The organism is Nocardioides sp. S5 (genome assembly GCF_017310035.1).
Taxonomy (GTDB): Bacteria; Actinomycetota; Actinomycetes; order Propionibacteriales; family Nocardioidaceae; genus Nocardioides.
Map to the genome: position 1 here is coordinate 3,230,220 of NZ_CP022296.1, position 25,289 is coordinate 3,255,508.

A 25,289-nucleotide genomic window follows, 5' to 3' on the forward strand; every position below is an offset into this window, starting at 1 on the left:
TCCGGCGCCTCAGCCACGACGGCCCGCCTCCGACCTCCGCACCAGCCACTCGGCGACCACGAGGTTGATCACCCACGCAGCACCCATGCCCAGGGCCTTCAGGTTGCCGCTCGGCTGACCGGCGACCACGACGACCGGGCCGAGGACGAGCGCCTGCGTGCCGGCGCCCTGCGCGACGGCGTACGCCCGGGCCATCCAGCGCTGGTGGGTGCTCACGTCGCGGCGACGGATCGCGAGGAGCCCGAGCACCAGTCCGCCGACCATGACCGAGCCGAAGAGCAGCCGCAGCCACATCAGCGCCTCGTTGTCGTAGGCCGGGAGGTCCGACCACACCGCCATCCACATGCCGCTCAGCCCGCCGGCCACGCCTGCCGGGACGAGGACCCGTCCGCTCCACCGGTGCCAGCGCGGGCGCGTGCGCCGCAGCGACGGCATGAGCTGGAAGGCGCCCAGCACGAGGTACGTCGTCGCGCCGAGGATGTGCACGAGGATCGGCAGCGGGAGGTCGAAGAACCGGGCGTTCTCCTCGGTCCGCCCGCCCGACAGGTCGACCAGGCGGGCGACGCCGGACGCCGACGGGATGGCCGCGAGCAGCAGCAGGCTCGCGGGGATCCCCCAGTCGCGGCGGGCGCGGGGCGGGGCGGTGGGGCGGGCGGCGGTGGTCGTCATGCCGACGAGCCTCGTCGCGGCAGGCGTGCGCCGCATCGGCCTCGAGGCCGGCTCCGGGTCGGCCGATCGGACGAGCTGGTCTCGAGGCTCGCTCCGCTCGCACCTCGACCGCCGAGGGGCACGAGGCTCGGGGTCAGACCACCCGGTGCATCCAGCCGAAGGTGTCCTCGGTGCGGCCGAACTGCATGCCCACCAGCGCCTCGCGGATCCGCATCGTCAGCTCGGTGCTCGACGGGGCGGGGGTCACTCCCTCCGGCGAGCGGAGCTCACCGACGGGGGTCACGACGGCGGCGGTGCCGCAGGCGAAGACCTCGGTGATCTCGCCCGAGGCGACGCCGTCGCGCCACTCGTCGAGGGAGAACTTCCGCTCCTCCACGGCGTGGCCCAGCGAGCCTGCGAGCTCGATGATCGAGGCGCGGGTGATGCCCTCGAGGATCGTGCCGGTCTCCGGGGTGACGACGTGGCCGTCGGCGTGGACGAAGAAGAGATTCATCCCGCCGAGCTCCTCGATGTAGCGGAACTCCTGGTCGTCGAGGAACACCACCTGGTCGCAGCCCTGCTCGATGGCCTCGCGCTGCGCGGCGAGCGACGCGGCGTAGTTGCCACCGGTCTTGGCCGCGCCCATGCCACCACGGCCGGCGCGGGTGTAGGTCTCCGAGAGCCAGAGGTTGACCGGCTTGATGCCGCCCTTGAAGTAGGCGCCCGCGGGGGAGGCGATGACCATGAAGGTCACGTGCTGCGCCGGCCGCACTCCGAGGAAGGTCTCGGAGGCGAACATGAAGGGCCGCAGGTAGAGCGACTTCTCCCCCTCGCTGCCGGGCACCCACCGCTGGTCGACCGCCACGAGCGCGTCGACGCACTCCACGAAGTCCTCGACCGGCAGCTCGGGGAAGGCCAGGCGCTGCGAGGAGCGCACCATCCGCGCCGCGTTCTGCTCGGGACGGAAGGTCCAGATCGATCCGTCGTCGTGACGGTAGGCCTTCATGCCCTCGAACGTCTCCTGCGCGTAGTGCAGCACCGCGGTCGCGGGGTCCAGCGTCAGGGGGCCGTAGGGCGTGATGCGCGCGTCGTGCCAGCCCTGCTCCGGCGTCCACTCCACCGTGAGCATGTGGTCGGTGAAGTGCTGGCCGAAGCCCGGGTTGGCGAGGACCTCGGCCAGGCGGGCGTCGTCGACGGGCGTGGTGGTCGCGATGGTGCTGATCTGCATGGGGGCAAACCTACTCAGAGTCGGGCGGCGATGGCGTCCCCGACCTCGCTCGTACGCCGGGTGGTGCCGGGCGTGCGCTCGGAGAGGTCGCCCAGCACGGCTTTCTCGATCCGCGCCGCCGCCTCGGGGTGGCCGAGGTGGTCGAGCAGCAGCGCGCCGGAGAGGATCGCGGCGGTCGGGTCGGCCTTCTGCTGCCCGGCGATGTCGGGGGCGGATCCGTGGACCGGCTCGAACATCGACGGCGCCGTCCGGTCGGGGTTGACGTTGCCGGAGGCGGCCAGCCCGATGCCACCGGTGATGGCGGCGGCGAGGTCGGTGACGATGTCGCCGAAGAGGTTGTCGGTGACGATCACGTCGAAGCGGGCGGGGTCGGTGACCATGAAGATCATGGCCGCGTCGATGTGGATGTAGTCGGTCTCCACGCCCGGGTGCTCCGCGGCGACCGACTGGAAGAGGCGCCACCACAGCGAGCCGGCGTTGGTGAGCACGTTGGTCTTGTGGACCAGGGTCACCTTCCTCCGCGGTCGCTTCTCGGCGCGGGCGAAGGCGTCGCGGACCACCCGCTCGACGCCGTACGCCGTGTTGACCGAGACCTCGGTGGCGACCTCCGCCGGGGTGCCGACGCGCAGGGCACCGCCGTTGCCCGTGTAGGGGCCCTCGGTGCCCTCGCGCACGACGACGAAGTCGATCTCGCCGCGCTCGAGCACGGAGTCGGCCAGGGGTGAGGCCGAGCCGGGGTAGAGCCGCGACGGGCGGAGGTTGACGTAGTGGTCGAGCTCGAAGCGCAGCTTGAGCAGCAGCCCGCGCTCGAGGATGCCGGGGGGCAGGTTCGGGTCGTTGGGCTTGCCGCCGACGGCTCCCAGCAGGATCGCGTCGTGCTCGCGGATCTCCGCGAGCACCGAGTCGGGCAGCACCTCGCCGGTGGCGAGGTAGCGCTCCGCGCCGAGGTCGTAGCGCGTGGACTCGAACGTCACCGGGGAGGCCGCCTCGAGGACCTTGAGGGCCTCGGCGGTCACCTCCGGGCCGATCCCGTCGCCGGGGATGACGGCGAGGGTCTGGCTCCGAGGGCTGCCGGTGTCGGACGCAGTCTGCGGGGTGTCTGGCATGCCGCGAACGTTAGTTGTCGTCCGGGCGCATGCCGCCGTTGTCTCGCAGGTCAAGCGCGGTCTGCAGGGCAGCTGCCGTGTTCTCGAGGCTGCGCGGGTTCTCCGGGTCGTGGGCCGCCGGGCCCCAGGCGTCGGGATACAGGTCGTACATGGGTCTCACTCCTGGAAGGTCGTGAGCTCGGAGCCACCGACACCGCGGCGGGTGAGGGAGCGGGAGTGCGGGGATCGCCCGGGCACCCGGCTGCCGGCCGACAGGAGGGCGGATCACGCGTGACTGGCGGACCCGCCGCAGAGGCGGCGGCTTCGAGCTCGACTGAGTCGAAGAAGGCCGGGCGGCGGAACCTCGTCAACGCCGAACACCGCGACGAGGTGGCCTTCTGTCAGGCCCCGCCGCGGCGAACGATAAGTACGAAGACGCTCCGCATGATGGAAGGACTGTACGACCGCCCAGCGGACGCGCGCATCCGTTTTCCGGGAACGTGTCAGATCGTGAGACTCCCGCTCGGTCACCGAGACGGGCGCAGATGGATGACACACTCGGCGACCTCATGTCTGCTCCCCCCGAACTCCCCGACGTCGTCCAGCGCGCCTTCGACGTGTGCCGCCAGGCCGGCTACGTCGCCTTCTGCCGCAACGAGACCGGCCGGCTGCTGGCCACGCTCGCCGCCACGCGCGGGGGCACGATGGCCGAGTTCGGCACCGGCTGCGGCGTCGGCACCGCCTGGCTGCGCAGCGGCGTACGCAACGGGGCGCGGATCCTGACCGCCGAGCTCGACGAGTCGCTCGCCGGCGCCGCCGCCAAGATCTTCGACGACGACGCCAAGGTCGAGGTGCTCGCCGCCGACTGGAACGTGCTGCGCGACCGCGGCCCCTTCTCCCTGCTCTTCCTCGACTCCGGCTCCCCGTCCGAGGTGGGCGTGGAGTCGGTGATCGACCTCGTCGAGCCCGGCGGCATCGTGGTGCTCGACGACTTCGCGCCCTGCGAGTCGTGGCCGCCGATCACCTACGGCCGTGTCGACACACTGCGCGAGCAGTGGCTCACCGACGACCGCTTCACCGCGGTCGAGGTGATGGTCGCCGCCGACGCCTCGGCCGTGATCGCGACGCGTCGCTGACCCCCCGATGACCGGACCATGACCGGACTGGCCGTCGCCGCCCCGAACCCCGCCGCGGCCGACGCCGCCGAGCAGGTCGCGCGCGCCGGGGGCTCCGCCGTCGACGCCGCGATCGCCGCCGCGCTGGTCGCGATGGTCAACGAGGTCGGCCTCGTCTCGCTCAGCTCGGGCGGCTTCGTCGCGGTGCAGCCGGCGGCAGGATCGGCGTACACCGTGGACGGGTGGGTCGACCGCCCCGGGATCGGGCGCGGACCCGACGCGGAGCAGGCGCGCACCTGGGACGTGACGACGGCCTACGGCGGCGGGGTGACGATCACGATCGGGCCCGGCTCGGTCGCCACGCACGGTTCGCTGGCGGCCTTCGGCGAGGCGCACGCCCGCGACGGACGGCTGCCGTGGCGCGAGCTCGTGGCACCTTCCGTCGACGTGGCCCGGGGCGGCTTCCGGCTCGGCTCGGCGTCGCGCTACTACCTCGACCACGTCCACGAGACCGTCTTCGGCTGGGACCGCGCCAGCCACGACGCGTTGCACGACGCCGACGGACGCGTGACCACGGACCGGGTGGTGGTCGCGGACCTCGCCGGCACGCTCGAGCACGTCGCCGACGCCGGCCCGCGCGCCCTGCACGAGGGCGACCTCGCCGCGCTCGTCGCCGCGGACCTGCAGGCGCGCGGCGGGCTGCTCGGCGCGGCCGACCTCGCGGCGTACGCCCCGGTCGTGCGCGCGCCCCTGACCACGCGCGTCGGCGGCTGGCGCCTCGCCACCACCCCTCCCCCGTCGGTGGGCGGCGTCGTGGTCGCCTCGATGCTGCGGCTGCTCGACGGGCACCCGCTGGCCGGGTGGGACGAGGCCGACGTGGAGCACCTCGTGCGGGTGCAGCGCGCGGTGCTGGGCCACCGACGCGAGGTGCTCGAGACGGCGTCCGACCTGGACGCGGCGTCGCGGGCGTGGCTTGATCGCGTCGACGCCGACCACCGCGCGGTGCTGGAGTCGGGCTCGACCGCGCACGTGTCGGTCTCCGACGCCGAGGGCGGCGCGTGCTCGATCACCGTGTCGTCGGGCTACGGCGCCGGGATGATCGCCGCCGGCACCGGCATCTGGCTCAACAACTGCCTCGGCGAGCAGGAGCTCAACCCGCCCGGACGGCCCCTCGCGCCCGGCTCCCGGCTGCTGTCCAACATGGCGCCCACCGTCGGCCGGCACGACGACGGCGCCACCCTGGCGATCGGCTCCCCCGGCGCGGACCGCATCACGACCGCCGTGGTGTCGGCCCTGGCGGGCTTCCTCAACGGAGGCCTCGACCTCGCGACCGCGGTCGCGCACCCGCGCGTGCACGTCCACCGGGCCGGCCTGGCCGACGAGGAGGTGCGCGTCGAGGACGAGCTGTCGATGTACTTCGGCGGGGTGGGCGCGGCGCTCACCGGCGCCGACGGGCACCTCGAGGCGGTCGCGGACCCGCGGCGCGAGGGCGTGGCCCGGCTCGTCGGCCGGTAGCACCCGCCGCTTCCGTGCGCGATCGGTCCGCTCGATGTCAAGACCCGTGTGACGTTTATTACTCATTCGGCGGATTTCTTTGCCGTGCCGTTCCTAGGGTGTGGCTGCCCCGGCGGGCAGCACCGGCTGCCGCCACCCGCGTCACGAAGGAATCCCTCACATGAAGTCCCCCGGCAAGAAGACGACCCAGGCCCTCGCCGTCGTCGCCACCCCCCTCGCCCTCGTCGCACTCGGCGCGTCCGTCTACCAGGCGTCGTACGCCGCCTTCACCGGCCAGACCCGCAACTCGGGCAACGAGTGGGCGACCGGGTCGGTCAAGCTGACCGACGACGACAACGGCGCCGCTCGCTTCCGCGTGGCGAACATGCTGCCGGGCGACACCCAGACCAAGTGCATCACCGTCACCGCCGACGCCTCGGTCCCGAGCACCGTCAAGGGCTACGCCATCAACCCGGTGACCTCGACCGCGGGCCTGGAGAACAGGGTCCTCGTGACGATCGAGTCCGGCACCGGCGGCTCGTTCGCCGACTGCACCGGCTTCGTCGCAGGCGGACCGGCGCACGTGACCAATCAGCCGCTGTCGGCCATCGCCCAGGTCAACACCTTCGAGCAGGGCTTCGGCGGATGGGTCGTCGACCCCGGCGTCTCGTCCAAGACCTACCGCATGACGTGGAGGTTCGACACCACCGGCATGAGCCAGGCCCAGATCGACGCCATGCAGGGCGCCAAGACCGGCATCGACATGCAGTGGGAGATGCAGAGCAACTGACAGGCGCCGCTCCCGTTCCCATGACCGCCACGTCCGTCCTCGACGGGGACCTCCAGCGCCCCGCGGCCTCGCCTCGGCACGCCTCGGAGGTCCGCGACTGGACCCGTCTCGCGGGGGTGCTGCTGGCCCGCATCTACCGCACGTTCGTCCTCGGGCTGGTGGTCATCGCGGTCGCTCCCGTCGTGCTCGGGTGGGGGTCCTACGTCGTCCGGTCCGGGTCCATGGAGCCGTCCATCCGGGTCGGCGACGTCGTCGTCGCCAAGCCCTGGGCCGACGACCACCGGGTCCGGGTCGGGCGGGTGTTCGTCTACGACGACCCGGCCACGACGCGACCGCACCTGATGGTCCACCGCGTCGTGGAGCTGCGTGACGACGGCGACTACACCACCGCCGGCGACGCCAACGAGCTCACCGACGTCACCCCGCTCCCACGCAGCGACATCCGGGCGACCGCCGTGCTCCTGGTCCCCCACGCCGGGCTGCCGGTCACCTGGCTCCAGGCCGGACGGTGGCTCCCGCTCGCCGCGTGGCTCCTCGTGACGGTGGCGGCCTTCGCGCTCGCCACCCGCAGGCTCGACGGCGAGCCGCCACGGTGGCGGCTGCTCCGCATCCTTCGCGACCGCTTCACCTCGCGTCCCCCTCCGGACGGACCCTCCTCGTCAGGCGGGACCGAGCCCGGGCCACCACCCAGGGACGGCGTACGCCGCTCGCGCACCCCGCTCCTGGCCGTGGCCTCGTTGGTCGTCGTCGGCACGCTCGCCTCGACCGCCAGCGCCGGCTTCACCGGGCACACGAGGAACAGCGGTTCGGACTGGACGGCAGGGTCGTGGACGCAGCCCTACGTCACCGCCGTCCTGGCCGACAGGCCGTACGGCTTCTGGTTGCTCGACGAGACCAGCGGTCAGTACGCCTCGGACCGGTCGGGCAACGACCGCACCGGGCAGTACTACGGCAACCTCGCCCTCGGCACCCCCGGCGGGCTCCCCCGCAACCCCGGCACCGCGATCGACAACGCCGGCGGGCGGGCGGTCCTCGGCACGCAGGCGGTCGCGGCGCCGTCGGCGTACTCCATCGAGCTGTGGTTCCGCACGACGGCGAGGACGCAGGCCTACCTCGCCGGCTTCGAGGACGACCGGGACGACAACTGGCGTGGCGCGGCCGCGGACCGGATCGTGTCCATGACCCCGTCCGGGCACATCACCTTCGGCACCTGGAAGAACGGGGACCTTCCCCTCACCACTGCCGCGCCCTACAACGACGGCGCGTGGCACCACCTGGTCGTCACGAGCACGCCGTCGCGCTTCTCCACCGTGTACGTCGACGGGGTGCGCGTCGTCAGCGGGACGAGCTCCTACGTCGAGAGCTACCCGGGGTACTGGCGGGTGGGGCAGGGCAGCACGGGCAACCAGAACGGCTTCACCGCGTCGTTCACCGGCGACCTCGACAACGTCGCGATCTACCACTCCACCCTGCCGGCGACCCGGGTCGCGGCGCACTGGGCGGCACGCTAGGTCTCAGTCCAGGTCGACGGTGAACCACGGCAGCATCAGCTGCGTGAGCGGTCCGATGGCCAGCGCGTAGGCGACGGTGCCGATGCCGAGCACGCCACCGAGCAGCAGTCCGATCACCACGACGGTGACCTCCAGCCCGGTGCGGACCAGCCGCAGGGACAGCCCGGTGCGGCGGGCGAGGCCGGTCATCAGGCCGTCGCGGGGCCCGCGGCCCAGCTGGGCGCCGATGTAGAGGGCGCTCGCCAAGCCGCACAGCACCACGCCGCCGACCATCAGCGCGATGCGCGCCGCGATCGCGTCGGGATCGGCCAGCACCGCGAGCGTCGCGTCGGCGGAGAGGCCGACGACCAGGGCGTTGCTGATGGTGCCCAGGCCGGGCATCTCGCGCAGCGGGATCCAGAGCAGGAGCACCACGAAGCTGAAGAGCACCACGGCCTGCCCCAGCGACATCGGCACGTGGCGCACGAAGCCGGAGTGCAGCACGTCCCACGGCGCGAGCCCGAGCGTGCCGCGCACCATCATTGCGAGGGAGACGCCGTAGAGGAACAGCCCGACGTAGAGCTGGGGCAGGCGGCGGGCGAGCCGCCCGGCGCGCAGCTGGGCCAACGGGCCGAGGTCGACCAGTCCGCCGCGAGGGGCGATGACGGTGCCGGTGGGGATGTCGCAGGGCGTGGTGCTCATGGGTCCATGGTGACCATGATTGGCCTTGTCCGACATAGCCAATCGTGGAACAGTGGCCTGCATGAGCCCGGTGATCAGTGCCCAGCGCATAGCCACTCTCACCGGCGACTTCCCCCGCTCCCCCGCCTACCTCGGGCTGGCGGAGAGCCTGCGCGTGCTCATCGGCGACGGCCGGATCGGGATCGGCGTACGCCTGCCGAGCGAGCGCGAGCTCACCGGCGCGCTCGACGTCTCCCGCACGACGATCACGCGGGCCTACGAGGTGCTGCGCGAGTCGGGGTACGCCGAGGCGCGTCGCGGGTCGGGGACCTTCACCACCGTGCCGGGCGGGCACCGCCGCGCCCACGACCGCTCGCTGCTGCCCGGGACCGGGGGCGAGGACATCATCGACCTCAACTGCGCCGCGCACTCCGCACCCCCCGGGCTCGTGGAGGCCTACCAGCGCGCGACCGAGGAGCTGCCGGCCTACCTCAGCGGCCCGGGATACTTCCCGCTCGGGGTCCCTGCGCTGCAGGCGCGCATCGCGGCGGCGTACGAGGCCCGCGGGCTGCCCACGGTGCCGGAGCAGGTCATGGTCACCGCCGGCGCGCTCGCCGCTGCGTCGATCGTGGCCCAGGCCTACACCTCCCCCGGCGACCGCGTCGTGGTGGAGTCGCCGACCTACCCCAACGCCACGCAAGCGGTGCGCCACGCGGGCGCTCGGCTGGTCCCCGCGGCGGTGGACCCCGAGGGCTGGGACCTCGACGCGCTCGCGGCGACGCTCCGGCAGTCGGCCCCGCGGCTGGCCTACCTGATCCCCGACTTCCAGAACCCGACCGGCCACCTGATGTCCGAGGCGCAGCGCGAGGAGCTGGCTGCCGCGCTGGCCCGCACCCGCACCGTGGTGGTCGCCGACGAGGCCCACCAGGCCCTGGCGCTCACGCCCGGCCTGGCGGCGGCGATGCCCCGGCCGCTGGCGGCGTACGCCGACGACGCGATCACCATCGGCAGCGCGAGCAAGTCCTTCTGGGGCGGGCTGCGGCTGGGCTGGGTGCGCGCGCCGCTCGCGGACATGGACCGGCTCATCCATGCCCGCATCGGCCTCGACCTCGGAGCGCCGGTCTTCGAGCAGCTCGTGCTGGCGGACCTGATGGACCACGCCGACGAGGTGCTCCCCCTGCACCGCGAGCGCCTGGTCGCGGGGCGCGACGCGCTGGTGACGGGCCTGCGCGAGCACCTGCCGGAGTGGCGCTTCCGCGTCCCCGACGGCGGTCTCGCGCTGTGGTGCGAGCTGCCCGAGGCGCTGGGCACCGCCACGTCCGCCGAGGCCGAGCGCCGCGGCGTCGTGGTCGCACCCGGGCCGGTCTTCACCGTGGAGGGCGGCCTCGACCGCTACGTCCGGATCCCGTGGACCGCGTCGCCGGAGACCCTCACCGAGGCCGTACGCCGACTCGCCGACGCGTGGGAGCACGTGTCGACCTCCACCCGGCCGGCGTCGAGCCGGTCGCGCCGGGAAGGTGCCGGCCGGGTGATGGTCGCGTAGGTCCGGTCCGGCTCAGCTCAGGTCGACCGCGCGCACCGAGGCGGCCTGCATGGCCGTCTCGATCTCGGCCAACGTCTCGGCCGGGATGGCCGAGTCGACGCTGAGCGCGACGAGGGCGGCGCCGCCCTTGTCCTGGCGTGAGACCTGCATGCCGGCGATGTTGACCGCGGCGGCGCCGAGGATGCCGCCGACGGTGCCGACCATGCCCGGACGGTCCTCGTAGGTGAGGAACGCCAGGTGGGTGGTCGGCTCGATGTCGACGTCGAAGCCGTTGACCTCGACCAGGCGCTCCTTCTGGGCGAGTCCCACGAGGGTGCCGCTCACGGAGACCTGGGTGCCGTCGGCGAGCGTGCCGCGCAGCGTGATCAGGTTGCGGTGGTCGGGGCTCTCCGACTCCGTCACCAGGCGCACCTCGGTGCCACGCTCGGCGGCGAGGAGCGGCGCGTTGACGTAGGAGACCTGCTCCTCGACGATGTCGGCGAAGACGCCCTTGAGAGCAGCCAGCTCGAGCACCTTGACGTCGTACTCGGTGATCTCGCCGCGCACCTCCACGTCGAGCGCACTCGCGACCTCACCGGCCAGCGCGGTGAAGACGCGGCCGAGCTTCTCGGTCAGCGGGATGCCGGGGCGTACGTCCTCGGCGATGACCCCACCCTGGACGTTCACCGCGTCGGGCACGAGCTCGCCGCTGAGCGCGAGGCGCACCGAGCGAGCCACGGCGATGCCGGCCTTCTCCTGCGCCTCGTCGGTGGACGCACCGAGGTGGGGCGTCGCGACGACGTTCTCGAGCTCGAAGAGCGGGCTGTCGGTGCAGGGCTCGCTGGCGAAGACGTCGAGGCCGGCGGCGGCGATCTGGCCCGTCTTCAGGGCGTCGTAGAGGGCGGCCTCGTCGACGATGCCACCGCGGGCGGCGTTGACCAGGACGAGGCTCTGCTTGGCGGCCGCGAGCTGCTCGGCGCCGATGAGTCCGACCGTCTCGGGCGTCTTGGGCAGGTGCACGCTCATGAAGTCCGACTCCGCGAGCAGCGTGTCGAGGTCGACGAGACGTACGCCCATCTGCGCGGCGCGTCCGGCCTGGACGTAGGGGTCGTAGGCGATGACCTTCATGCCGAAGGCGCTGAGGCGCTGCGCGACCAGGACGCCGATCCGGCCGAGGCCGACGATGCCGACGGTCTTCTCGTAGAGCTCGATGCCGGTGTACTTCGAGCGCTTCCACTCGCCGTTCTTCAGCGCCGCGTGCGCAGGGCTGAGGTGGCGGGCTGCGGCGAGCATCAGCGCGACGGCGAGCTCGGCGGCGCTGACGATGTTGGAGGTCGGCGCGTTGACGACCATCACGCCGGCCTGGGTGGAGGCCTTGACGTCGACGTTGTCGAGGCCGACGCCTGCGCGGGCGACGACCTTGAGCTTCCCCGCTGCGGCGAGCGCCTCGGCGTCGACCTTGGTCGCGGAGCGGACCAGGATCGCGTCGACATCAGCGATCGCGGGGATCAGCTCGGCGCGGTCGGCGCCGTTGCAGTGGCGGATCTCGAAGTCGGGACCGAGCGCCTCGATCGTGGCGGGGCTCAGCTCTTCGGCGATGAGTACGACAGGCTTGGCGGGTACGTTCACAGCGGGGTCCTCAGTGGAAGATCACAAACGATCATGGAAGATCCGGGACTGCACGACGCTGTGCCCGGCCCACACTACCTGCGAGTCCGAGGACGGCCGAACCCGTCCCACTCCTCAGGTCACAGCCCCCTCCCCCGCGGTCCCGCTTCGGTGTCGGTGGGCGCTCCTACGATGGCCGGATGGGTGCGATGGACGACGCCGAGCAGCTCGAGCCGGCGGCGGTCGAGCAGTGGAGCGACTGGCTGCGCGAGCACCACGCGCAGCCGTCCGGGGTGTGGCTGGTGAGCCCTCGCAGGGCCGGCGACCGACCCTTCTCCTACGAGGCGGCCGTCGTGGAGGCGCTGCGCTTCGGCTGGGTCGACTCGACCGTGCGGCCCGTCGACGAGCACCGCTCGATGCAGTGGTTCGCCCCGCGCCGCGCCGGCAGCATGTGGACCCGGATCAACAAGGCCCGGGTCGCCCGCCTCGAGGAGGCCGGGCTGATGGAGCCGGCCGGGGCTGCTGCTGTTGTGGTCGCGAAGGAGACGGGCATGTGGACGCTGATGGACGCCGTCGAGGACTGCGTCGTGCCGGACGACCTGGCCGCGGCCCTCGACCGGCACCCGGGCTCGCGCGAGCACTGGGAGTCGTGGTCGGCGTCCGCGCAGAAGATGATCCTGACGTGGGTCGTGCTGGCCAAGCGACCCGAGACCCGGGCCGCGCGCGTGGCCACCACGGCCGAGAAGGCGGCCCGTGGGGAGAAGTCCCGACCCTAGTGCCGCCGCAGAGCCTCAGACGGGGCAGCCGTCGGGGCCGCACTCCTGGGCGCCCTCGCCGCCGGTGGCGAGCACCTCGATCGGGGGGTGCGACTCCGACCAGGCCCGCTCGAGCACCTGGGTGAACGTCTCGGTCGGCTGCGCCCCGGAGACGCCGTACTTCTGGTCGATGACGAAGAACGGCACCCCGCTGGCGCCGTACGCCTGCGCCTGCTCGACGTCGGCGTGCACGTCGGCCTCGAACTCACGCGAGGCCAGCACCTCCTCCACCCGGGCCGCGTCGAGGCCGGCACCGACGGCGACCTCGCGCAGCACCGCGTGGTCGGCGACGTTGCGCGCCTCGGTGAAGTACGCCGCGAGCAGCGCCTCCTTCACCCGGCCCTGGAGCGGGTTGCCGCCCTCGGCGTGGGCGAGGTGGATCAGGCGGTGCGCGTCGACAGTGTTGAGGTGCAGGGTCTGGGAGAGCCGGTAGACCAGCCCCTCCTCGGCCGCGACGGCCTCGACGCGGTCCTGCATCTGCTGCGCACCGGCGGCCGACTGGCCGTACTTGCGGGCGATCATCTCCACCGCGCGCTCGGTCGGCTCGGTGGGCGCGCCGGGGTCGAGCTGGTAGGAGCGCCAGTGCACCTCCACCTCGTCGGCGTGGTCGAACGCAGCCAGGGCGTTCTCGATGCGGCGCTTGCCGATGTAGCACCACGGGCAGACGACGTCGGACCAGATCTCGATCAACACGTGTGCTCCAACACCGGCGTCGGCCCGGGTGTTCCCGCGCGTCCTCGGGGTTGAGTCGCTGGGAGACTCAACCCGTATCCCGGGCGTGTCGCGCCCGGGCAGCGGAGGTCAGGACTCCTGGCGGGCGACCGTGTGCCGCCGCAGGAGGTAGCCGCCGGACAGGCCGATGACCAGCGAGAACAGCACGCCGAGGTTGGCGAAGGCCCAGGCGCCGTCACGCCCGCCGAGGCCGAGCGGGCCGAGGAGGTAGCCCTGCCAGTTGTTCCACGAGGCGGCGTCACTGAACGAGTTGATGACCAGTCCCCATCCGACCAGCGAGGCGACGGCCATCGTGGCGATCGAGGTCCAGTCGAAGGCGCCGTAGCGGCCCGAGGCGTCGAAGAGTGCCTCCTCGTCGTAGTCGCGGCGACGCAGGGCGAGGTCGGCGATCATGATGCCCGCCCAGGCCGCGAGCGGGACGCCGAGGGTGATGAGGAAGCTCTGGAACGGTCCGGCGAAGTCCTGGGCGATGAACACGACGTAGAACGTGCCGAGCGTCAGCAGCACGCCGTCGACGGCAGCAGCCTGGGGGCGCGTGAGCCTCACCCCGAGCGAGAGCAACGTGAGGCCCGAGGAGTAGATGCCGAGCACCGCACCGCTGACCAGCGAGAGGACTGCGGCGAGCAGGAACGGGACGAGGAACCACGTCGGGAGCAGCGTGGCCAGGGTGCCGATCGGGTCGCCCGCCACGCCGTCGAGGATCTCGGTCGAGGAGCCCGCCAGGGCGAGGCCGAAGAGCACCAGCACCACCGGGGCCAGCGCGCCGCCGAACGTGTTCCACGCGACGATCGAGGGGCCGGAGGCGGTGCGCTTCTGGTAGCGCGACCAGTCGGCCGCGATGTTGATCCAGCCGAGGCCGAAGCCTGTCATCACCATCACCAGCGCACCGATCACCGCCTGGGTGGAGCCGGCCGGGATGGCCTGCACCGCCGACCAGTCGATGTCGTCGAGGGTGAGCACCATGTAGAGCACCGTCACCGCGCCGGTGATCCACGTCAGCACCGACTGCATCCGCATGATGACGTGGTAGCCCGCGACGCTCGCCGCGACGATGAGCGCGGCCACCACCACTGCCGCCACGATCTTGGTCCCGGTCCCGCCGCCCCACCCGAGACGCGTGAAGATCGTCGACGTCGCGAGGACCGCGAGGATGGCGAGGAAGGTCTCCCAGCCGATCGAGACCAGCCACGAGATCACGCCGGGCACCTTCTGGCCCTGCACGCCGAACGCCGCGCGGCTGAGGATCATGGTCGGCGCCGAGCCGCGCTTGCCGGCGATCGCGATCACTCCGCACAGGGCGAAGGACACGACGATGCCGACGACCGAGACCAGCACGCCCTGCCAGAACGAGATCCCGAAGTAGAGGACGAACGAGGCGTAGCTCAGGCCGAAGACCGACACGTTGGCGGCGAACCACGGCCAGAACAGGTCGCGAGGCCGTGCGGTCCGCGCCGACTCCTCGATGATCTCGATGCCGGTGGTCTCCACGCCGAGACGGCGGGTCTGCTCGAGCCCCGAGCCGGTGGTCGCTGTGTTGCTCATGGGTGAATCGTAGGCCGCGGAACGACGACGGCGCGCCGGGCAGGAGGTCGGTCCTGCCCGGCGCGCCGTACGAGGTGTGCGCGGGTGTCGCGTCAGCGCGCGGCGGTGCCCTCGACGTAGTCGGTGTCGTGGGACTTCACCCAGGCCATGAGCTTGCGCAGCTCCCGGCCGGTCTGCTCGATGGGGTGGGACTCACCCTTCTTGCGGAACTCGGTGAACTCCGGCGAACCGTTGTCCATGTCGGTGATGAAGCGCTCGGCGAACGCGCCGTTCTTGATGTCGGCGAGCACGTCCTCCATGTTCTTCTTCACGTCCGGGGTGATCACGCGCGGGCCGGAGACGTAGTCACCGAACTCGGCGGTGTCGGAGACCGACCAGCGCTGCTTGGCGATGCCGCCCTCGTACATCAGGTCGACGATGAGCTTGAGCTCGTGGAGGCACTCGAAGTAGGCCACCTCGGGCTGGTAGCCGGCCTCGGTGAGCACCTCGAAGCCGTACTGCACGAGCTGCGAGGCGCCGCCGCAGAGCACGGCCTGCTCACCGAACAGGTCGGTCTCGGTCTCCTCGGTGAAGGTGGTCTTGATGCCACCGGCACGCAGGCCGCCGATCGCCTTGGCGTAGGACAGCGCGAGGTCCCAGGCCTTGCCGGACTCGTCCTTCTCGACCGCGACGAGGACCGGCACGCCGCGCCCGTCGACGTACTCGCGACGCACGAGGTGGCCGGGGCCCTTGGGCGCGACCATGAAGACGTCGACGCCGGCGGGCGGGGTGATGTAGCCGAAGCGGATGTTGAAGCCGTGGCCGAAGACGAGGGTGTCGCCGGGGGTGAGTGCGGGCTCGATCTCCTCGGCGTAGAGCTTCCGCTGGTGCTGGTCGGGGGCGAGGATGACGATCAGGTCGGCCTCCTCCGCCGCCTCGCGGGGCGTGAGGACGCGCAGGCCCTCGGCCTCGGCCTTGTCGCGGCTCTTCGACCCGGGCTGCAGGCCGATCCGGACGTCGACGCCGGAGTCGCGCAGGGACAGCGCGTGGGCGTGGCCCTGGCTGCCGTAGCCGATCACCGCGACGTTCTTGCCCTGGATCAGGCTCAGGTCGGCGTCGTCGTCGTAGAACATCTCAGCCACTGGGGGCTCTCCTTCATGGGTTGGGGTGGTGCTGACTGGTCTGGTTTCGAGGCTCGGCCGCGGACGGCCTCGCACCTCAACCAGCGATCGTGATCGCGGAAACGGGGGCAGGGACGGTGACGGTGCGCTGCGGTCGCTCGCTGATCGAGCGCGAGCCGCGACCGATCGCGACCATGCCGGACTGGACGAGCTCGCGGATGCCGAACGGCTCCAGCACGCGGAGCAGGTCGGCGAGCTTGTCGGCGTTGCCGACGGCCTGGACCGTGACCGCGTCCGGCGCCACGTCGACCACCTTGGCACGGAACAGCTGCACGGCGTCGAGGACCGCACCGCGCGTGGTGGCGTCGGCACGGACCTTGACGAGCAGGAGCTCACGGTTGACCGAGGCGGAGCCGTCGAGCTCGACGATCTTGATGACCTCGACGAGCTTGTTGAGCTGCTTGGTGACCTGCTCGAGCGGGGACTCCTCGACGTTGACCACGATGGTCATCCGCGAGATCTCGGTGTGCTCGGTAGGGCCGACGGCGAGGCTGTCGATGTTGAAGCCGCGGCGCGAGAACAGCCCTGCGATGCGGGCCAGGACGCCCGGCTTGTTCTCGACCAGGACGCTGAGCGTGTGCTTGGACATCAGAGGTCATCCTCGTCGAACTGGGGCGCGAGGTCGCGCGCGTACTGGATCTCGTCGTTGCTGCTGCCTGCTGCGACCATCGGCCAGACCATCGCGTCGCGGTGGACGCGGAAGTCGACCACGACGGGCTGGTCGTCGATCGACATCGCCTTCTCGATCGTGGCGTCGACCTCCTCGGGCGACTCGCACGCCAGGCCCACGCAGCCGTAGGCGTCGGCGAGCTTGACGAAGTCGGGGATCCGCTTGGAGTGCAGGTCGGTGTTGGAGTAGCGCTCGTTGTAGAACAACGTCTGCCACTGGCGCACCATGCCGAGCGACTCGTTGTTGATGATCGCGACCTTGATCGGGATGTCGTTGATCGCGCAGGTGGCGAGCTCCTGGTTCGTCATCTGGAAGCAGCCGTCGCCGTCGATCGCCCAGACGCATGAGTCGGGCATGCCGACCTTGGCACCCATCGCGGCCGGCACCGAGAAGCCCATCGTGCCGAGGCCACCGGAGTTCAGCCACGTGTTGGGCCGCTCGTAGTCGATGAAGTGGGCCGCCCACATCTGGTGCTGGCCGACCCCCGAGGTGAAGATCGTCTCGGGACCGGCGATCGCGCCGAGGCGCTCGATGACGTACTGCGGGGACAGCGAGCCGTCGGCAGGCGCGTCGTAGCCGAGCGGGTAGCTCTTCTTCAGCCCGGCGAGGAAGGCGATCCAGGACTCGTAGTCACCGTCGGCGCCCTCGGCCTGCAGCAGGGCGACGAGCTGGGCGATGACCTCGCGGCAGTCACCGACGATCGGCACGTCGGCGTGGCGGTTCTTGCCGATCTCGGCCGGGTCGATGTCGGCGTGGATGACCAGCGCGTTCGGGGCAAAGGAGTCAAGATTGCCGGTGACGCGGTCGTCGAACCGCGCTCCGAGGCTGATGATGAGGTCGCTCTTCTGCAGGCCCGCGACCGCGGCCACCGTGCCGTGCATGCCGGGCATGCCCAGGTGCTGCGGGTTGCTGTCGGGAAAGGCCCCGCGCGCCATCAGCGTCGTGACGACCGGGATGCCGGTGAGCGCCGCCAGCTGGGCCAGCTCGCGCGAGGCGCGGGCGCGGATCACGCCGCCGCCGACGTAGAGCACCGGACGGCGCGCCTCGCGGATCAGGCGCACGGCCTCCTTGATCTGCTTGGCGTGCGGCGTGGTGACGGGCCGGTAGCCCGGCAGCTGCAGCTCGGTCGGCCACGCGAACGTCGTCTGCGCCTGCAGCGCCGACTTGGCGACGTCGACGAGGACCGGTCCGGGGCGACCGGTCGAGGCGATGTGGAAGGCCTCGGCGATCGTGCGCGGGATGTCGTCCGGGTCGGTGACCAGGAAGTTGTGCTTGGTGATCGGCATCGTGATGCCGCGGATGTCGGCCTCCTGGAAGGCGTCGGTCCCGATCATCGCGGCGCCGACCTGCCCGGTGACGGCGACCATCGGCACCGAGTCCATGTGCGCGTCGGCCAGTGGCGTCACCAGGTTGGTCGCGCCCGGCCCCGAGGTGGCCATGCAGACGCCGACGCGCCCGGTCGCCGAGGCGTACCCCTGCGCGGCGTGCCCGGCACCCTGCTCGTGGCGGACCAGGATGTGCCGGATCCGCGTGGAGTCCATCAGGGGGTCGTACGCCGGGAGGATCGCGCCGCCGGGGATGCCGAAGATGTCGGTCACACCGGCCGCCTCCAGGGACGTCACGAGGCTCTGCGCTCCCGTGACCGATCCGCTGACCTGTCCGCCCTGCTCCGTCATGGTTCTTCTTCCGTCGTGTTCGGCCCAACAAAAAACCCCTCGGCCCGGTGGGCGACGAGGGGTGACGCGTGTGCCTGCGGCCTGGGGCCTCAGCTCACGCGTCGCGTGCGTACAAGAATCTCGGTGCGCATGCGACAACCGTCGTCGCCGGGGGCCTCCGGCGTCAAGCAAGTGTGACAGTCGTCCCAACATGTGGAACACGAGTCCCACGATGTGGCACGTCGGACGCGGTCAGCGGTCCAGCGGGGTGCAGATGCACGAGCGGTTGCCGTCGGCGTCCTCGACCACCCAGTACGACGGCGCGGCCGCGTCGCTGACGAGCCTCCCGCCCGCGTCGAGGACGGCTTGGAGCCGACGCTCCCCCTCGTCGTGCGGCACCCACACGTCGAGGTGCCAGCGCTGGTCGTGGTCCTGGGCGGGCAGCTCGGGCCCGGTCTCGTCCTCGCTCGTGGCGGGCTCCTGGAACCACAGCGTCGACACCTGACCACTGGGATCGACGGGCTCCCCGTCCTGGACCTCACCACCGATGAGCGCTGCGTAGAACGGGGCGAGCCGCGCGCCGTCCGCGGTGTCGAGGCCGGGCTCGACCTGGGTCAGACCGGAGACGTCCGCCGAAGCGCCCAGCTCGGCGGCGAAGCCGCTGATCTGCCGGGCGAGGTCGATGTCGCGGCTGGTGATGCCGCCGACGTCGTGGCTGGACAGGGTCACGATGACCTCGGGGTAGGTCACAGAGACGTCGGGGTGGTGGTCGGCCTCGTCGGCGGCCGCGCCGATCCGGTCGACCAGGGCCACGCCGGTGGCGAAGTCGCCGGTGCGGAAACGCGCCCGGAGCCGGTTGAGCACCGTGCGCCAGTCGTCGAGGCCGGCTGCGAGGACGTCGTCGTGGGTCAGGCGTGCCTTCGGGTCAGCGGTCGAGTCGCTCATGCGATCGACCCTGCCACGGAGCACCGACAGCGGCCACCCCCTGCCGGGATCAGGTGAGGGTCTGGGTGATCTCCTGACGGTCCCGGTCAACCACGACGCGGGCCAGGGCACCGTTGACCAACGGCAGGTGCGGTGGCACGTGCCCGATCTCGAGGTCCCACACGATCGGCAGGTCGAGCCGGCCGAGCGCGTCGAGCACCGCCTCCCGCTGCGTCAGGTCGGGGTGGTCCGGTGCTCGGGTGCTGCCCACCAGCACTGCTGCCGCGCGGTCGAACCACCCGGCCAGCCGCATGCCGTGCAGGAAGCGGCAGATGTCGACGGCGTGGTCCTCGCACGCCTCGACGTAGACGATCGTCGGCTCGTCCAGCGCCTCCGCCCAGCCCCGCACATCGCCGTACGGCGTCCCGGCGAGGTGGCCGATCGTGTCGATGCAGCCACCGATCAGCCTCCCCGACACGTCGAGGCCGCCTCCCTCGTGGATCTCCCAGGCGCCCGTGCCCACGTGCTTCCACGTCGTGGCCAGCGGGTCCTCCTCGAAGCGCCACCAGTCGGTGACGACGCCGGAGCCGCGCTGGGTGAAGGGCCCCTCACCGCTGACGACGTCGAGCCAGTGCAGCAGCCCGTCGGGGACGGCGTACGGGGTGTCGGCCAGGTTGTCGCCGTGGACGGTGGCCCACCCGAGGCGGGTGGTGATCGGGAGCATGACGGTGGAGAGGTCGGAGAAGCCGACCAGCCACGTCGGCTCCGCCGCGGCGAGGGCGTCCCAGTCGAGCAGGTCGACCAGGTCGATCGCGGTCTCGCCTCCCCACGGTGGGACGACGCAGGCGATGTCGGGGTCGGCGAGCATCCGGCTGAGCTCGGCGGCGCGCGCGGCGGCCGGCGCGGAGGTCAGGCCGGTGCCGTCCATGCACTCTCCCACCACGACGTCGTACCCCCTCTCGCGGAGCCACCCGACGCAGAAGTCGATACGCGCAGCGGCGGGGCCCGCCACCCCGGCCGACGGCGAGGTGACGCCGATGCGGTCACCGGCACGGAGTGGGCGCGGGAAGCGCAGCGGCATGTCCATCCCCGGAGTCTGCCACCCTGTGTCCATGGGTTTCGGTGACGTCGTGGGCCAGGCCATCCACTCCTCGAGCGCGGTGCCGCGCCTCTACGTCGCCGCGAGGAAGGCCGGGCTGGGGACCTCGGACACGTTCGAGGCGCTCCGCATCTCCCGCGACGCGATGACCAGCGCCGCCCAGCACGGGCGGGGCGTGCCGGGACGGGCCAACGCGATGCGGCACTTCATGTGGCAGGCGGTCCTGACGGCGCGCTTCGGGGTCGACGCGGCCCGCACGATCGCGGCCGCGCAGGAGGCCGGTACGCCGAGCCGCAGGGACTCGCGCATCGACACGCACAACAACGAGGTCGGCCGGGCCTACGGCGCCGAGCACGCCGAGGACCTGCGGCCACTCACCCCCGGCGAGGCGATGGCGAGCCTGGTGCCGGTGGCGCTGGCGAAGTGGGAGGCCGACGAGCTGGTGTGGGTGAGGTAGTCACCAGGCGGTGAGGCCTTCGCGGTCGTGCTCGCCGTCCGGCCACACCGCGCGCACCACGCCCGCCGCGGCGAGCGCCTTGCGGCAGCCGGGGCAGGGCGGGTCGGTGATGTAGGCCGTGGCGCCCTTGGTGTCGCGAGTGGCGAACAGCAGCGCGTTGACCTCGGCGTGGATGGCGATGCAGAACCCGGGCGTGCCGGGCCGGTCGTAGTCACCGAGGCCGGGCACGTCGTCGTACCCCAGGCGTCCGCGAGGGCAGGCGCCCGCCAGGCAGTCGTCCTCGCCGGGCGCCGCGCCGTTGTAGCCGGTGGCGATGATGCGGTGCTCGATCGTCAGCACCGCGCCGACGCGGCGGCGCGTGCACTTGGCGCGCGCCGAGACGGCCGAGGCGATGCCGAGGAAGTAGTCGTCCCAGCCGGGGACCGCGGGGGGCTGGCTCACGGGAGGACAGACTGCCCGATCTCGCCGGGGTTGTAGGCGACTTCCCAGCGGAAGCCGTCGGGGTCGGCGAAGTAGCCGGTGTAGCCACCCCACTCGCGCTTCGCGGCCTCCCCCACCTCGCTGGCCCCGGCCACCCGGGCCTGCTCGAGCACCGTGTCGACGCCGCGGGCGGTGGCGACGTTGTGGGCGAGCGTGATCGGGGGTACGCCGCCGCGGGCGGGCGGGTGTCCGATCTCGGCGGTGAAGCCGCGCTCGTCCCACAGGCTCAGCACGACCTTGTCCGCGACCCGGAACATGAGGACCTCGTCCGGTTCGTCGAGCTCCGGGTCCCACCCGAGGCCGTCGACGTAGAAGCGGCGCGAGGCGCCGAGGTCGGCCACCGCGAGGGTGATGAAGCTGACGCGCTGGTCCATTCAGTCCTCCGTCTTCTCGGGCGGGCGTGCGGCGAGGGGTGTGCGCTGGCGTCCCATGTCGTCGAAGTTGTCGTCGTCCAGCCACGCGTCGAGAGCCCTGCTGACCCGTGGCCACTCGAGGTCGGTGATCGAGAACCAGTCGGTGTCGCGGTTGCGGCCCTTGTAGACCACGGCGTTGCGGAAGCGGCCCTCCCAGATGAAGCCCAGCCGGATGGCGGCGCGGCGCGACGGCGCGTTGAGGCTGTCGCACTTCCACTCGTAGCGTCGGTAGCCGAGGTCGTCGAAGACGTGGCGCATCAGCAGCGCCATCGCCTCCGTGGCCGCACGGCTGCGCTGGAGCTGGCGGCCGAACGCGATCCCACCCACCTCGATCGACCCCATCGCAGGATCGACGCGCATGAGCGAGCAGAAGCCCACTGCGCGGTCGGTCTCGGAGGCCACGATGGCGAAGGTCACCTGCCCCGCCTCGCGGCTCGCGTCGAGGATCCGCGCCAGCTCGTCACGGTCACGGGGGCGTTCCCAGAAGAGGTACGTCCAGATGGGGTCGTCGTCGGAGCGGCACAGGGCCGCGAACAGGTCGTCGACGTGCTGCGCGCCGGCCGGCTCGAGGCGTACGCCCCTGCCCTCGAGGACCGTGTCACGGTCGGGGACCCGTGCCGGGGTCCAGTCGACAGGGCGGCCGATGCGCTGGCCGTGGTCGTTGGTGCTCCGGGTCCGCGTCGCGGAGAGTCGCACTCCTACAGGCTGGCTCATCGCAGGGCCTCCGCAACTGCGGCGACGCCGCGCTCGACCTCGTCGAACGACGTGGACAACGGGGACAGGCCGATCCGCAGGCCGCCGGGGTCGCGGTAGTCGGGGATGACGTCGCGCTGCCACAGGCGTGCGGTGACCTCGCGCATCCGGTCGTGGTGGAGCGTGACGTGCCCTCCGCGCCGGGCCGGGTCGCGCGGCGACGCGAGGGTGACCTCGGGCAGCACGGCGTCGGCGAGCTCGACGGCGTACGACGTCAGCGCGACGGACTTGGCGCGGATCGCCTCGATGCCGGCCTCCTCGACGAGCTCGAGCATCGCCTGCATCGCGACCATGCCGAGGATCGGGGGCGTGCCGGAGATGAACCGCCTGACGCCGGCGGCCGGCGTGTAGCCCGGCCCCATCAGGAACGGGTCGGCGTGGCCCATCCAGCCCTGGATCGGCTGTGTGAGCTCGTCCTGGAGGCGCTCGGCCACGTAGCCGAAGGCGGGTGAGCCGGGGCCTCCGTTGAGGTACTTGTAGCTGCACCCGACAGCGAGGTCGACGTCCCACGCGTCGAGCTCGACCTCGACGGCTCCGGCCGAGTGGCACAGGTCCCAGAGCACCAGCGCGCCCGCGTCGTGGGCGATCCGGGTCAGCTCGGGAGCGTCGGCCAGCCACGCCGAGCGGTAGGCCACGTGGTTCAGCACGACGAGGGCCGTGCGCTCCCCCACGACCTCGCGCAGCTGCTCGGACGTGACGCCGGCGGAGGTGTCGACCTCGATCCAGCGCAGGGACAGCCCGCGCTCGGCGGCGATCCCCTCGGCGACGTAGCGGTCGGTGGGGAAGTTGTCGGTGTCGATGACGATCTCGGTGCGGTCCGGGTCGGTGCGGGCGACGTGGTCGACCGCGGCGCGCATCAGCTTGTAGAGCCAGACGGTGGTCGAGTCGCCGATCGCGGTCTGGCCAGAGGTGGCGCCCAGGCAGATGCGGGCCAGGTCGTCGCCGAGGGTTGTGGGGAGGTCCATCCAGCGCTCGTCCCAGCCGCGGATCAGGCGCCCACCCCACTCCTGCTCGACGAACGTGCTGAGCCGCTCGGCCGTCGCTGCGACGGGCCGGCCGAGCGAGTTGCCGTCGAAGTACACGAGGTCGGAGGATGCGCCGACGAAGCGCTCGCGGAAGCGCGCCAGCGGGTCGGCAGCGTCGAGGTCGGTTGCGGTGCTCACGCTCCGCAACCTATCCGTCGACGCTCCGACGCCCGTCCCCGCCGTCCAGCCTGCGTCAGTAGCAGACCGCGCCGTGGGCCGCGGACTGCACCACCTTGCGGTACTTGCCGAGCACGCCGCGGGTGTACTTCGGCGGCAGCGGCTCCCAGCCCTGCGCACGCCGGGCCAGCTCGGCCTCGTCGACGTGGACGTCGAGGGTCATGTTGGCCACGTCGAGCGTGATCTGGTCGCCGTCGGCGAGGAACGCGATCGGGCCGCCGTCGCTCGCCTCGGGGGCGATGTGCCCCACACAGAGCCCGGTCGTGCCGCCGGAGAAGCGCCCGTCGGTGATCAGCAGGACGTCCTTGCCGAGGCCCGCGCCCTTGATCGCGCCGGTGATGGCGAGCATCTCGCGCATGCCCGGGCCCCCCTTCGGGCCCTCGTAGCGGATGACCACCACGTCGCCGGCCTCGATCTGCCCCTCGGCCAGGGCGTCGAGGGCCTTGCGCTCGCCGTCGAAGACCCGCGCGGTGCCGGTGAAGGTCGAGTCGTCGAAGCCGGCGCTCTTGACCACCGCCCCGTCGGGAGCGAGCGAGCCCTTGAGGATGGTCAGGCCGCCGGTCGCGTGGATCGGGCGCTCGAGCTGGCGCAGGATCTCGCCGTCGAGGGGCTTCGGGTCGAGCTCGGCGAGGTTCTCCGCCATCGTCTTGCCGGTGCAGGTGAGCACGTCGCCGTGCAGGTGCCCCGCGTCGAGCAGCGCGCGCAGCAGCACGGGGATGCCGCCGACACGGTCGAAGTCGGTCCACACGAAGCGGCCGAAGGGCTTCATGTCGGCCAGGTGCGGGACGTTCTTGCCGATGCGGGTGAAGTCGTCGAGCGTCAGGTCCACCTCGGCCTCGCGGGCGATGGCCAGCAGGTGGAGGACGGCGTTGGTGGAACCGCCGAGGGCCATCGCCATCGCGATCGCGTTCTCGAAGGCCGGCTTGGTCATGATGTGACGCGCGGTGATGCCCTGGCGCAGCATCTCCACGACGGCCTCGCCGGACTTGTGCGCGAACCCGTCGCGGCGGCGGTCCACCGCCGGCGGAGAGGAGCTGCCGGGGAGGCTCATCCCTAGCGCCTCGGCGACGCTGGCCATCGTGTTGGCGGTGTACGCCCCACCGCAGGCGCCCTCGCCGGGACAGATCGCACGCTCGATCTCGTCGACCTTCTCGCGGGTGATCTTGCCGGCCAGGCAGGCGCCGACGGCCTCGAAGGCGTCGATGATCGTGACGTCCTTGCCGTCGACCTGCCCGGGCATGATGGTGCCGGCGTAGAGGAAGACGCTTGCCAGGTCGAGGCGGGCAGCCGCCATGAGCATGCCGGGCAGCGACTTGTCGCACCCGGCCAGCAGGACCGACCCGTCGAGTCGCTCGGCCATCATCACCGTCTCGACGGAGTCCGCGATCACCTCGCGGCTCACCAGGGAGAAGTGCATGCCCTCGTGGCCCATGGAGATGCCGTCGGAGACCGAGATGGTGCCGAACTCCAACGGGTAGCCGCCGGACGCGTGCACGCCGTTCTTCACTGCCTTGGCCAACCGGTCGAGCGACAGGTTGCAGGGCGTGATCTCGTTCCAGCTCGACGCGACCCCGATCTGCGGCTTCTCCCAGTCGTCGTCACCCATGCCCACCGCGCGGAGCATGCCCCGTGCCGCGGTCGCCTCCAGACCGTCCGTGACGGCGCGGCTGCGGGGCTTGATGTCGGGTCCGTTGGCGGCATGGGTCATGCCGTCAGGCTAGTGCGC

At 71.9% G+C, this 25,289-nt stretch carries 25 protein-coding genes; 7 read left to right on the forward strand and 18 right to left on the reverse strand.

Annotated features, from left to right (window positions below):
* Positions 1 to 9: 9 nt before the first annotated feature.
* The 4 genes from CFI00_RS16005 to CFI00_RS16020 form a co-directional block, all read right to left on the reverse strand.
* The gene (locus tag CFI00_RS16005; RefSeq protein WP_207082067.1) at positions 10 to 669 is read right to left on the reverse strand and encodes a DUF2306 domain-containing protein; all 660 of its coding nucleotides are present in this window, start codon (positions 667 to 669) and stop codon (positions 10 to 12) included.
* A 133-nt stretch (positions 670 to 802) separates the two neighbouring features.
* On the reverse strand, positions 803 to 1,876 hold the full coding sequence (locus CFI00_RS16010; RefSeq protein WP_207082068.1) for a branched-chain amino acid aminotransferase: 1,074 nt from the start codon (positions 1,874 to 1,876) through the stop codon (positions 803 to 805).
* A gap of 14 nt (positions 1,877 to 1,890) precedes the next feature.
* A complete protein-coding gene (locus tag CFI00_RS16015) occupies positions 1,891 to 2,982 on the reverse strand; it encodes a 3-isopropylmalate dehydrogenase (protein ID WP_207082069.1) in 1,092 nt (363 codons plus the stop codon).
* A 10-nt stretch (positions 2,983 to 2,992) separates the two neighbouring features.
* Positions 2,993 to 3,133, reverse strand: a complete 141-nt coding sequence (locus CFI00_RS16020) for a hypothetical protein (RefSeq protein ID WP_207082070.1) — start codon at positions 3,131 to 3,133, stop codon at positions 2,993 to 2,995.
* Between the two features lie 373 nt (positions 3,134 to 3,506).
* On the opposite strand from CFI00_RS16020, the gene CFI00_RS16025 reads away from it, so the two are divergent.
* From CFI00_RS16025 to CFI00_RS16040, 4 genes are all read left to right on the forward strand, one after another.
* Positions 3,507 to 4,097 carry a class I SAM-dependent methyltransferase gene (locus tag CFI00_RS16025; protein ID WP_347401875.1) on the forward strand — a complete coding sequence of 197 codons (591 nt, stop codon included), beginning with the start codon at positions 3,507 to 3,509 and terminating at the stop codon, positions 4,095 to 4,097.
* Between the two features lie 18 nt (positions 4,098 to 4,115).
* Positions 4,116 to 5,591 (forward strand): gamma-glutamyltransferase, encoded by a 1,476-nt coding sequence (locus CFI00_RS16030; protein ID WP_207082071.1) that lies wholly within the window; start codon positions 4,116 to 4,118, stop codon positions 5,589 to 5,591.
* 160 nt (positions 5,592 to 5,751) lie between these two features.
* On the forward strand, positions 5,752 to 6,360 hold the full coding sequence (locus tag CFI00_RS16035) for a hypothetical protein (protein WP_207082072.1): 609 nt from the start codon (positions 5,752 to 5,754) through the stop codon (positions 6,358 to 6,360).
* A 20-nt stretch (positions 6,361 to 6,380) separates the two neighbouring features.
* Positions 6,381 to 7,871 carry a signal peptidase I gene (locus tag CFI00_RS16040; RefSeq protein WP_207082073.1) on the forward strand — a complete coding sequence of 497 codons (1,491 nt, stop codon included), beginning with the start codon at positions 6,381 to 6,383 and terminating at the stop codon, positions 7,869 to 7,871.
* A 3-nt stretch (positions 7,872 to 7,874) separates the two neighbouring features.
* Here CFI00_RS16040 and CFI00_RS16045 read toward each other — a convergent pair whose 3' ends face one another.
* Positions 7,875 to 8,552, reverse strand: coding sequence for a hypothetical protein (locus tag CFI00_RS16045; protein ID WP_207082074.1), 678 nt, complete (start codon positions 8,550 to 8,552; stop codon positions 7,875 to 7,877).
* 61 nt (positions 8,553 to 8,613) lie between these two features.
* On the opposite strand from CFI00_RS16045, the gene CFI00_RS16050 reads away from it, so the two are divergent.
* Entirely contained in the window at positions 8,614 to 10,074 is a 1,461-nt protein-coding gene (locus CFI00_RS16050) for a PLP-dependent aminotransferase family protein (RefSeq protein ID WP_207082075.1), read from the forward strand.
* A gap of 12 nt (positions 10,075 to 10,086) precedes the next feature.
* Here the strand turns inward: CFI00_RS16050 and serA are convergent, their stop codons facing one another.
* A complete protein-coding gene (gene serA / locus CFI00_RS16055) occupies positions 10,087 to 11,682 on the reverse strand; it encodes a phosphoglycerate dehydrogenase (RefSeq protein ID WP_207082076.1) in 1,596 nt (531 codons plus the stop codon).
* A 179-nt stretch (positions 11,683 to 11,861) separates the two neighbouring features.
* Here serA and CFI00_RS16060 point away from each other — a divergent pair, with 179 nt between their 5' ends.
* Positions 11,862 to 12,437, forward strand: coding sequence for a YdeI/OmpD-associated family protein (locus tag CFI00_RS16060; protein WP_207082077.1), 576 nt, complete (start codon positions 11,862 to 11,864; stop codon positions 12,435 to 12,437).
* Positions 12,438 to 12,452: 15 nt separating this feature from the next.
* On the opposite strand, the gene CFI00_RS16065 is transcribed toward CFI00_RS16060, so the two are convergent.
* The 7 genes from CFI00_RS16065 to CFI00_RS16095 form a co-directional block, all read right to left on the reverse strand.
* Entirely contained in the window at positions 12,453 to 13,169 is a 717-nt protein-coding gene (locus CFI00_RS16065) for a DsbA family oxidoreductase (RefSeq protein ID WP_207082078.1), read from the reverse strand.
* Between the two features lie 108 nt (positions 13,170 to 13,277).
* Positions 13,278 to 14,750: a cytosine permease gene (locus CFI00_RS16070; protein ID WP_207082079.1), complete on the reverse strand. Its 1,473-nt coding sequence runs from the start codon at positions 14,748 to 14,750 to the stop codon at positions 13,278 to 13,280.
* A gap of 92 nt (positions 14,751 to 14,842) precedes the next feature.
* Positions 14,843 to 15,871, reverse strand: a complete 1,029-nt coding sequence (gene ilvC, locus CFI00_RS16075) for a ketol-acid reductoisomerase (protein ID WP_277988306.1) — start codon at positions 15,869 to 15,871, stop codon at positions 14,843 to 14,845.
* Between the two features lie 76 nt (positions 15,872 to 15,947).
* The gene (gene ilvN / locus CFI00_RS16080; RefSeq protein WP_207082080.1) at positions 15,948 to 16,499 is read right to left on the reverse strand and encodes an acetolactate synthase small subunit; all 552 of its coding nucleotides are present in this window, start codon (positions 16,497 to 16,499) and stop codon (positions 15,948 to 15,950) included.
* Positions 16,499 to 18,256, reverse strand: coding sequence for an acetolactate synthase large subunit (locus tag CFI00_RS16085; RefSeq protein ID WP_207082081.1), 1,758 nt, complete (start codon positions 18,254 to 18,256; stop codon positions 16,499 to 16,501). The genes ilvN and CFI00_RS16085 overlap by 1 nt, the downstream gene beginning before the upstream one ends.
* Positions 18,257 to 18,487: 231 nt before the next feature.
* Positions 18,488 to 19,180 carry a 4a-hydroxytetrahydrobiopterin dehydratase gene (locus CFI00_RS16090; RefSeq protein ID WP_207082082.1) on the reverse strand — a complete coding sequence of 231 codons (693 nt, stop codon included), beginning with the start codon at positions 19,178 to 19,180 and terminating at the stop codon, positions 18,488 to 18,490.
* A gap of 49 nt (positions 19,181 to 19,229) precedes the next feature.
* Positions 19,230 to 20,246 carry a S66 peptidase family protein gene (locus tag CFI00_RS16095; protein ID WP_242532438.1) on the reverse strand — a complete coding sequence of 339 codons (1,017 nt, stop codon included), beginning with the start codon at positions 20,244 to 20,246 and terminating at the stop codon, positions 19,230 to 19,232.
* A 25-nt stretch (positions 20,247 to 20,271) separates the two neighbouring features.
* Here CFI00_RS16095 and CFI00_RS16100 point away from each other — a divergent pair, with 25 nt between their 5' ends.
* Positions 20,272 to 20,715, forward strand: coding sequence for a hypothetical protein (locus CFI00_RS16100; RefSeq protein ID WP_207082083.1), 444 nt, complete (start codon positions 20,272 to 20,274; stop codon positions 20,713 to 20,715).
* Here the strand turns inward: CFI00_RS16100 and CFI00_RS16105 are convergent, their stop codons facing one another.
* The 5 genes from CFI00_RS16105 to ilvD are packed head-to-tail and all read right to left on the reverse strand — an operon-like array spanning position 20,716 to position 25,271.
* Positions 20,716 to 21,156 (reverse strand): deaminase, encoded by a 441-nt coding sequence (locus CFI00_RS16105; RefSeq protein ID WP_207082084.1) that lies wholly within the window; start codon positions 21,154 to 21,156, stop codon positions 20,716 to 20,718.
* Positions 21,153 to 21,569, reverse strand: a complete 417-nt coding sequence (locus tag CFI00_RS16110; RefSeq protein WP_207082085.1) for a VOC family protein — start codon at positions 21,567 to 21,569, stop codon at positions 21,153 to 21,155. The genes CFI00_RS16105 and CFI00_RS16110 overlap by 4 nt, the downstream gene beginning before the upstream one ends.
* The gene (locus CFI00_RS16115; protein WP_242532439.1) at positions 21,570 to 22,304 is read right to left on the reverse strand and encodes a GNAT family protein; all 735 of its coding nucleotides are present in this window, start codon (positions 22,302 to 22,304) and stop codon (positions 21,570 to 21,572) included.
* A gap of 14 nt (positions 22,305 to 22,318) precedes the next feature.
* Positions 22,319 to 23,524 carry a kynureninase gene (gene kynU, locus CFI00_RS16120; RefSeq protein ID WP_207082087.1) on the reverse strand — a complete coding sequence of 402 codons (1,206 nt, stop codon included), beginning with the start codon at positions 23,522 to 23,524 and terminating at the stop codon, positions 22,319 to 22,321.
* 55 nt (positions 23,525 to 23,579) lie between these two features.
* On the reverse strand, positions 23,580 to 25,271 hold the full coding sequence (gene ilvD / locus CFI00_RS16125; RefSeq protein ID WP_207082088.1) for a dihydroxy-acid dehydratase: 1,692 nt from the start codon (positions 25,269 to 25,271) through the stop codon (positions 23,580 to 23,582).
* Between the last annotated feature and the right edge of the window lie 18 nt (positions 25,272 to 25,289).

Bases quoted from the DNA above. Each gene is read 5' to 3' on its own strand.
- CFI00_RS16020 (WP_207082070.1), bottom strand. From the start codon at position 3,133: ATGTACGACCTGTATCCCGACGCCTGGGGCCCGGCGGCCCACGACCCG.
- ilvN (WP_207082080.1), bottom strand. From the start codon at position 16,499: ATGTCCAAGCACACGCTCAGCGTCCTGGTCGAGAACAAGCCGGGCGTC.
- ilvD (WP_207082088.1), bottom strand. From the start codon at position 25,271: ATGACCCATGCCGCCAACGGACCCGACATCAAGCCCCGCAGCCGCGCC.
- CFI00_RS16015 (WP_207082069.1), bottom strand. From the start codon at position 2,982: ATGCCAGACACCCCGCAGACTGCGTCCGACACCGGCAGCCCTCGGAGC.
- CFI00_RS16025 (WP_347401875.1), top strand. From the start codon at position 3,507: ATGGATGACACACTCGGCGACCTCATGTCTGCTCCCCCCGAACTCCCC.
- CFI00_RS16045 (WP_207082074.1), bottom strand. From the start codon at position 8,552: ATGAGCACCACGCCCTGCGACATCCCCACCGGCACCGTCATCGCCCCT.
- CFI00_RS16050 (WP_207082075.1), top strand. From the start codon at position 8,614: ATGAGCCCGGTGATCAGTGCCCAGCGCATAGCCACTCTCACCGGCGAC.
- CFI00_RS16035 (WP_207082072.1), top strand. From the start codon at position 5,752: ATGAAGTCCCCCGGCAAGAAGACGACCCAGGCCCTCGCCGTCGTCGCC.
- CFI00_RS16060 (WP_207082077.1), top strand. From the start codon at position 11,862: ATGGGTGCGATGGACGACGCCGAGCAGCTCGAGCCGGCGGCGGTCGAG.
- CFI00_RS16110 (WP_207082085.1), bottom strand. From the start codon at position 21,569: ATGGACCAGCGCGTCAGCTTCATCACCCTCGCGGTGGCCGACCTCGGC.
- CFI00_RS16070 (WP_207082079.1), bottom strand. From the start codon at position 14,750: ATGAGCAACACAGCGACCACCGGCTCGGGGCTCGAGCAGACCCGCCGT.
- CFI00_RS16010 (WP_207082068.1), bottom strand. From the start codon at position 1,876: ATGCAGATCAGCACCATCGCGACCACCACGCCCGTCGACGACGCCCGC.
- CFI00_RS16005 (WP_207082067.1), bottom strand. From the start codon at position 669: ATGACGACCACCGCCGCCCGCCCCACCGCCCCGCCCCGCGCCCGCCGC.
- CFI00_RS16090 (WP_207082082.1), bottom strand. From the start codon at position 19,180: ATGAGCGACTCGACCGCTGACCCGAAGGCACGCCTGACCCACGACGAC.
- CFI00_RS16040 (WP_207082073.1), top strand. From the start codon at position 6,381: ATGACCGCCACGTCCGTCCTCGACGGGGACCTCCAGCGCCCCGCGGCC.
- CFI00_RS16085 (WP_207082081.1), bottom strand. From the start codon at position 18,256: ATGACGGAGCAGGGCGGACAGGTCAGCGGATCGGTCACGGGAGCGCAG.
- CFI00_RS16095 (WP_242532438.1), bottom strand. From the start codon at position 20,246: ATGGACATGCCGCTGCGCTTCCCGCGCCCACTCCGTGCCGGTGACCGC.
- CFI00_RS16100 (WP_207082083.1), top strand. From the start codon at position 20,272: ATGGGTTTCGGTGACGTCGTGGGCCAGGCCATCCACTCCTCGAGCGCG.
- CFI00_RS16030 (WP_207082071.1), top strand. From the start codon at position 4,116: ATGACCGGACTGGCCGTCGCCGCCCCGAACCCCGCCGCGGCCGACGCC.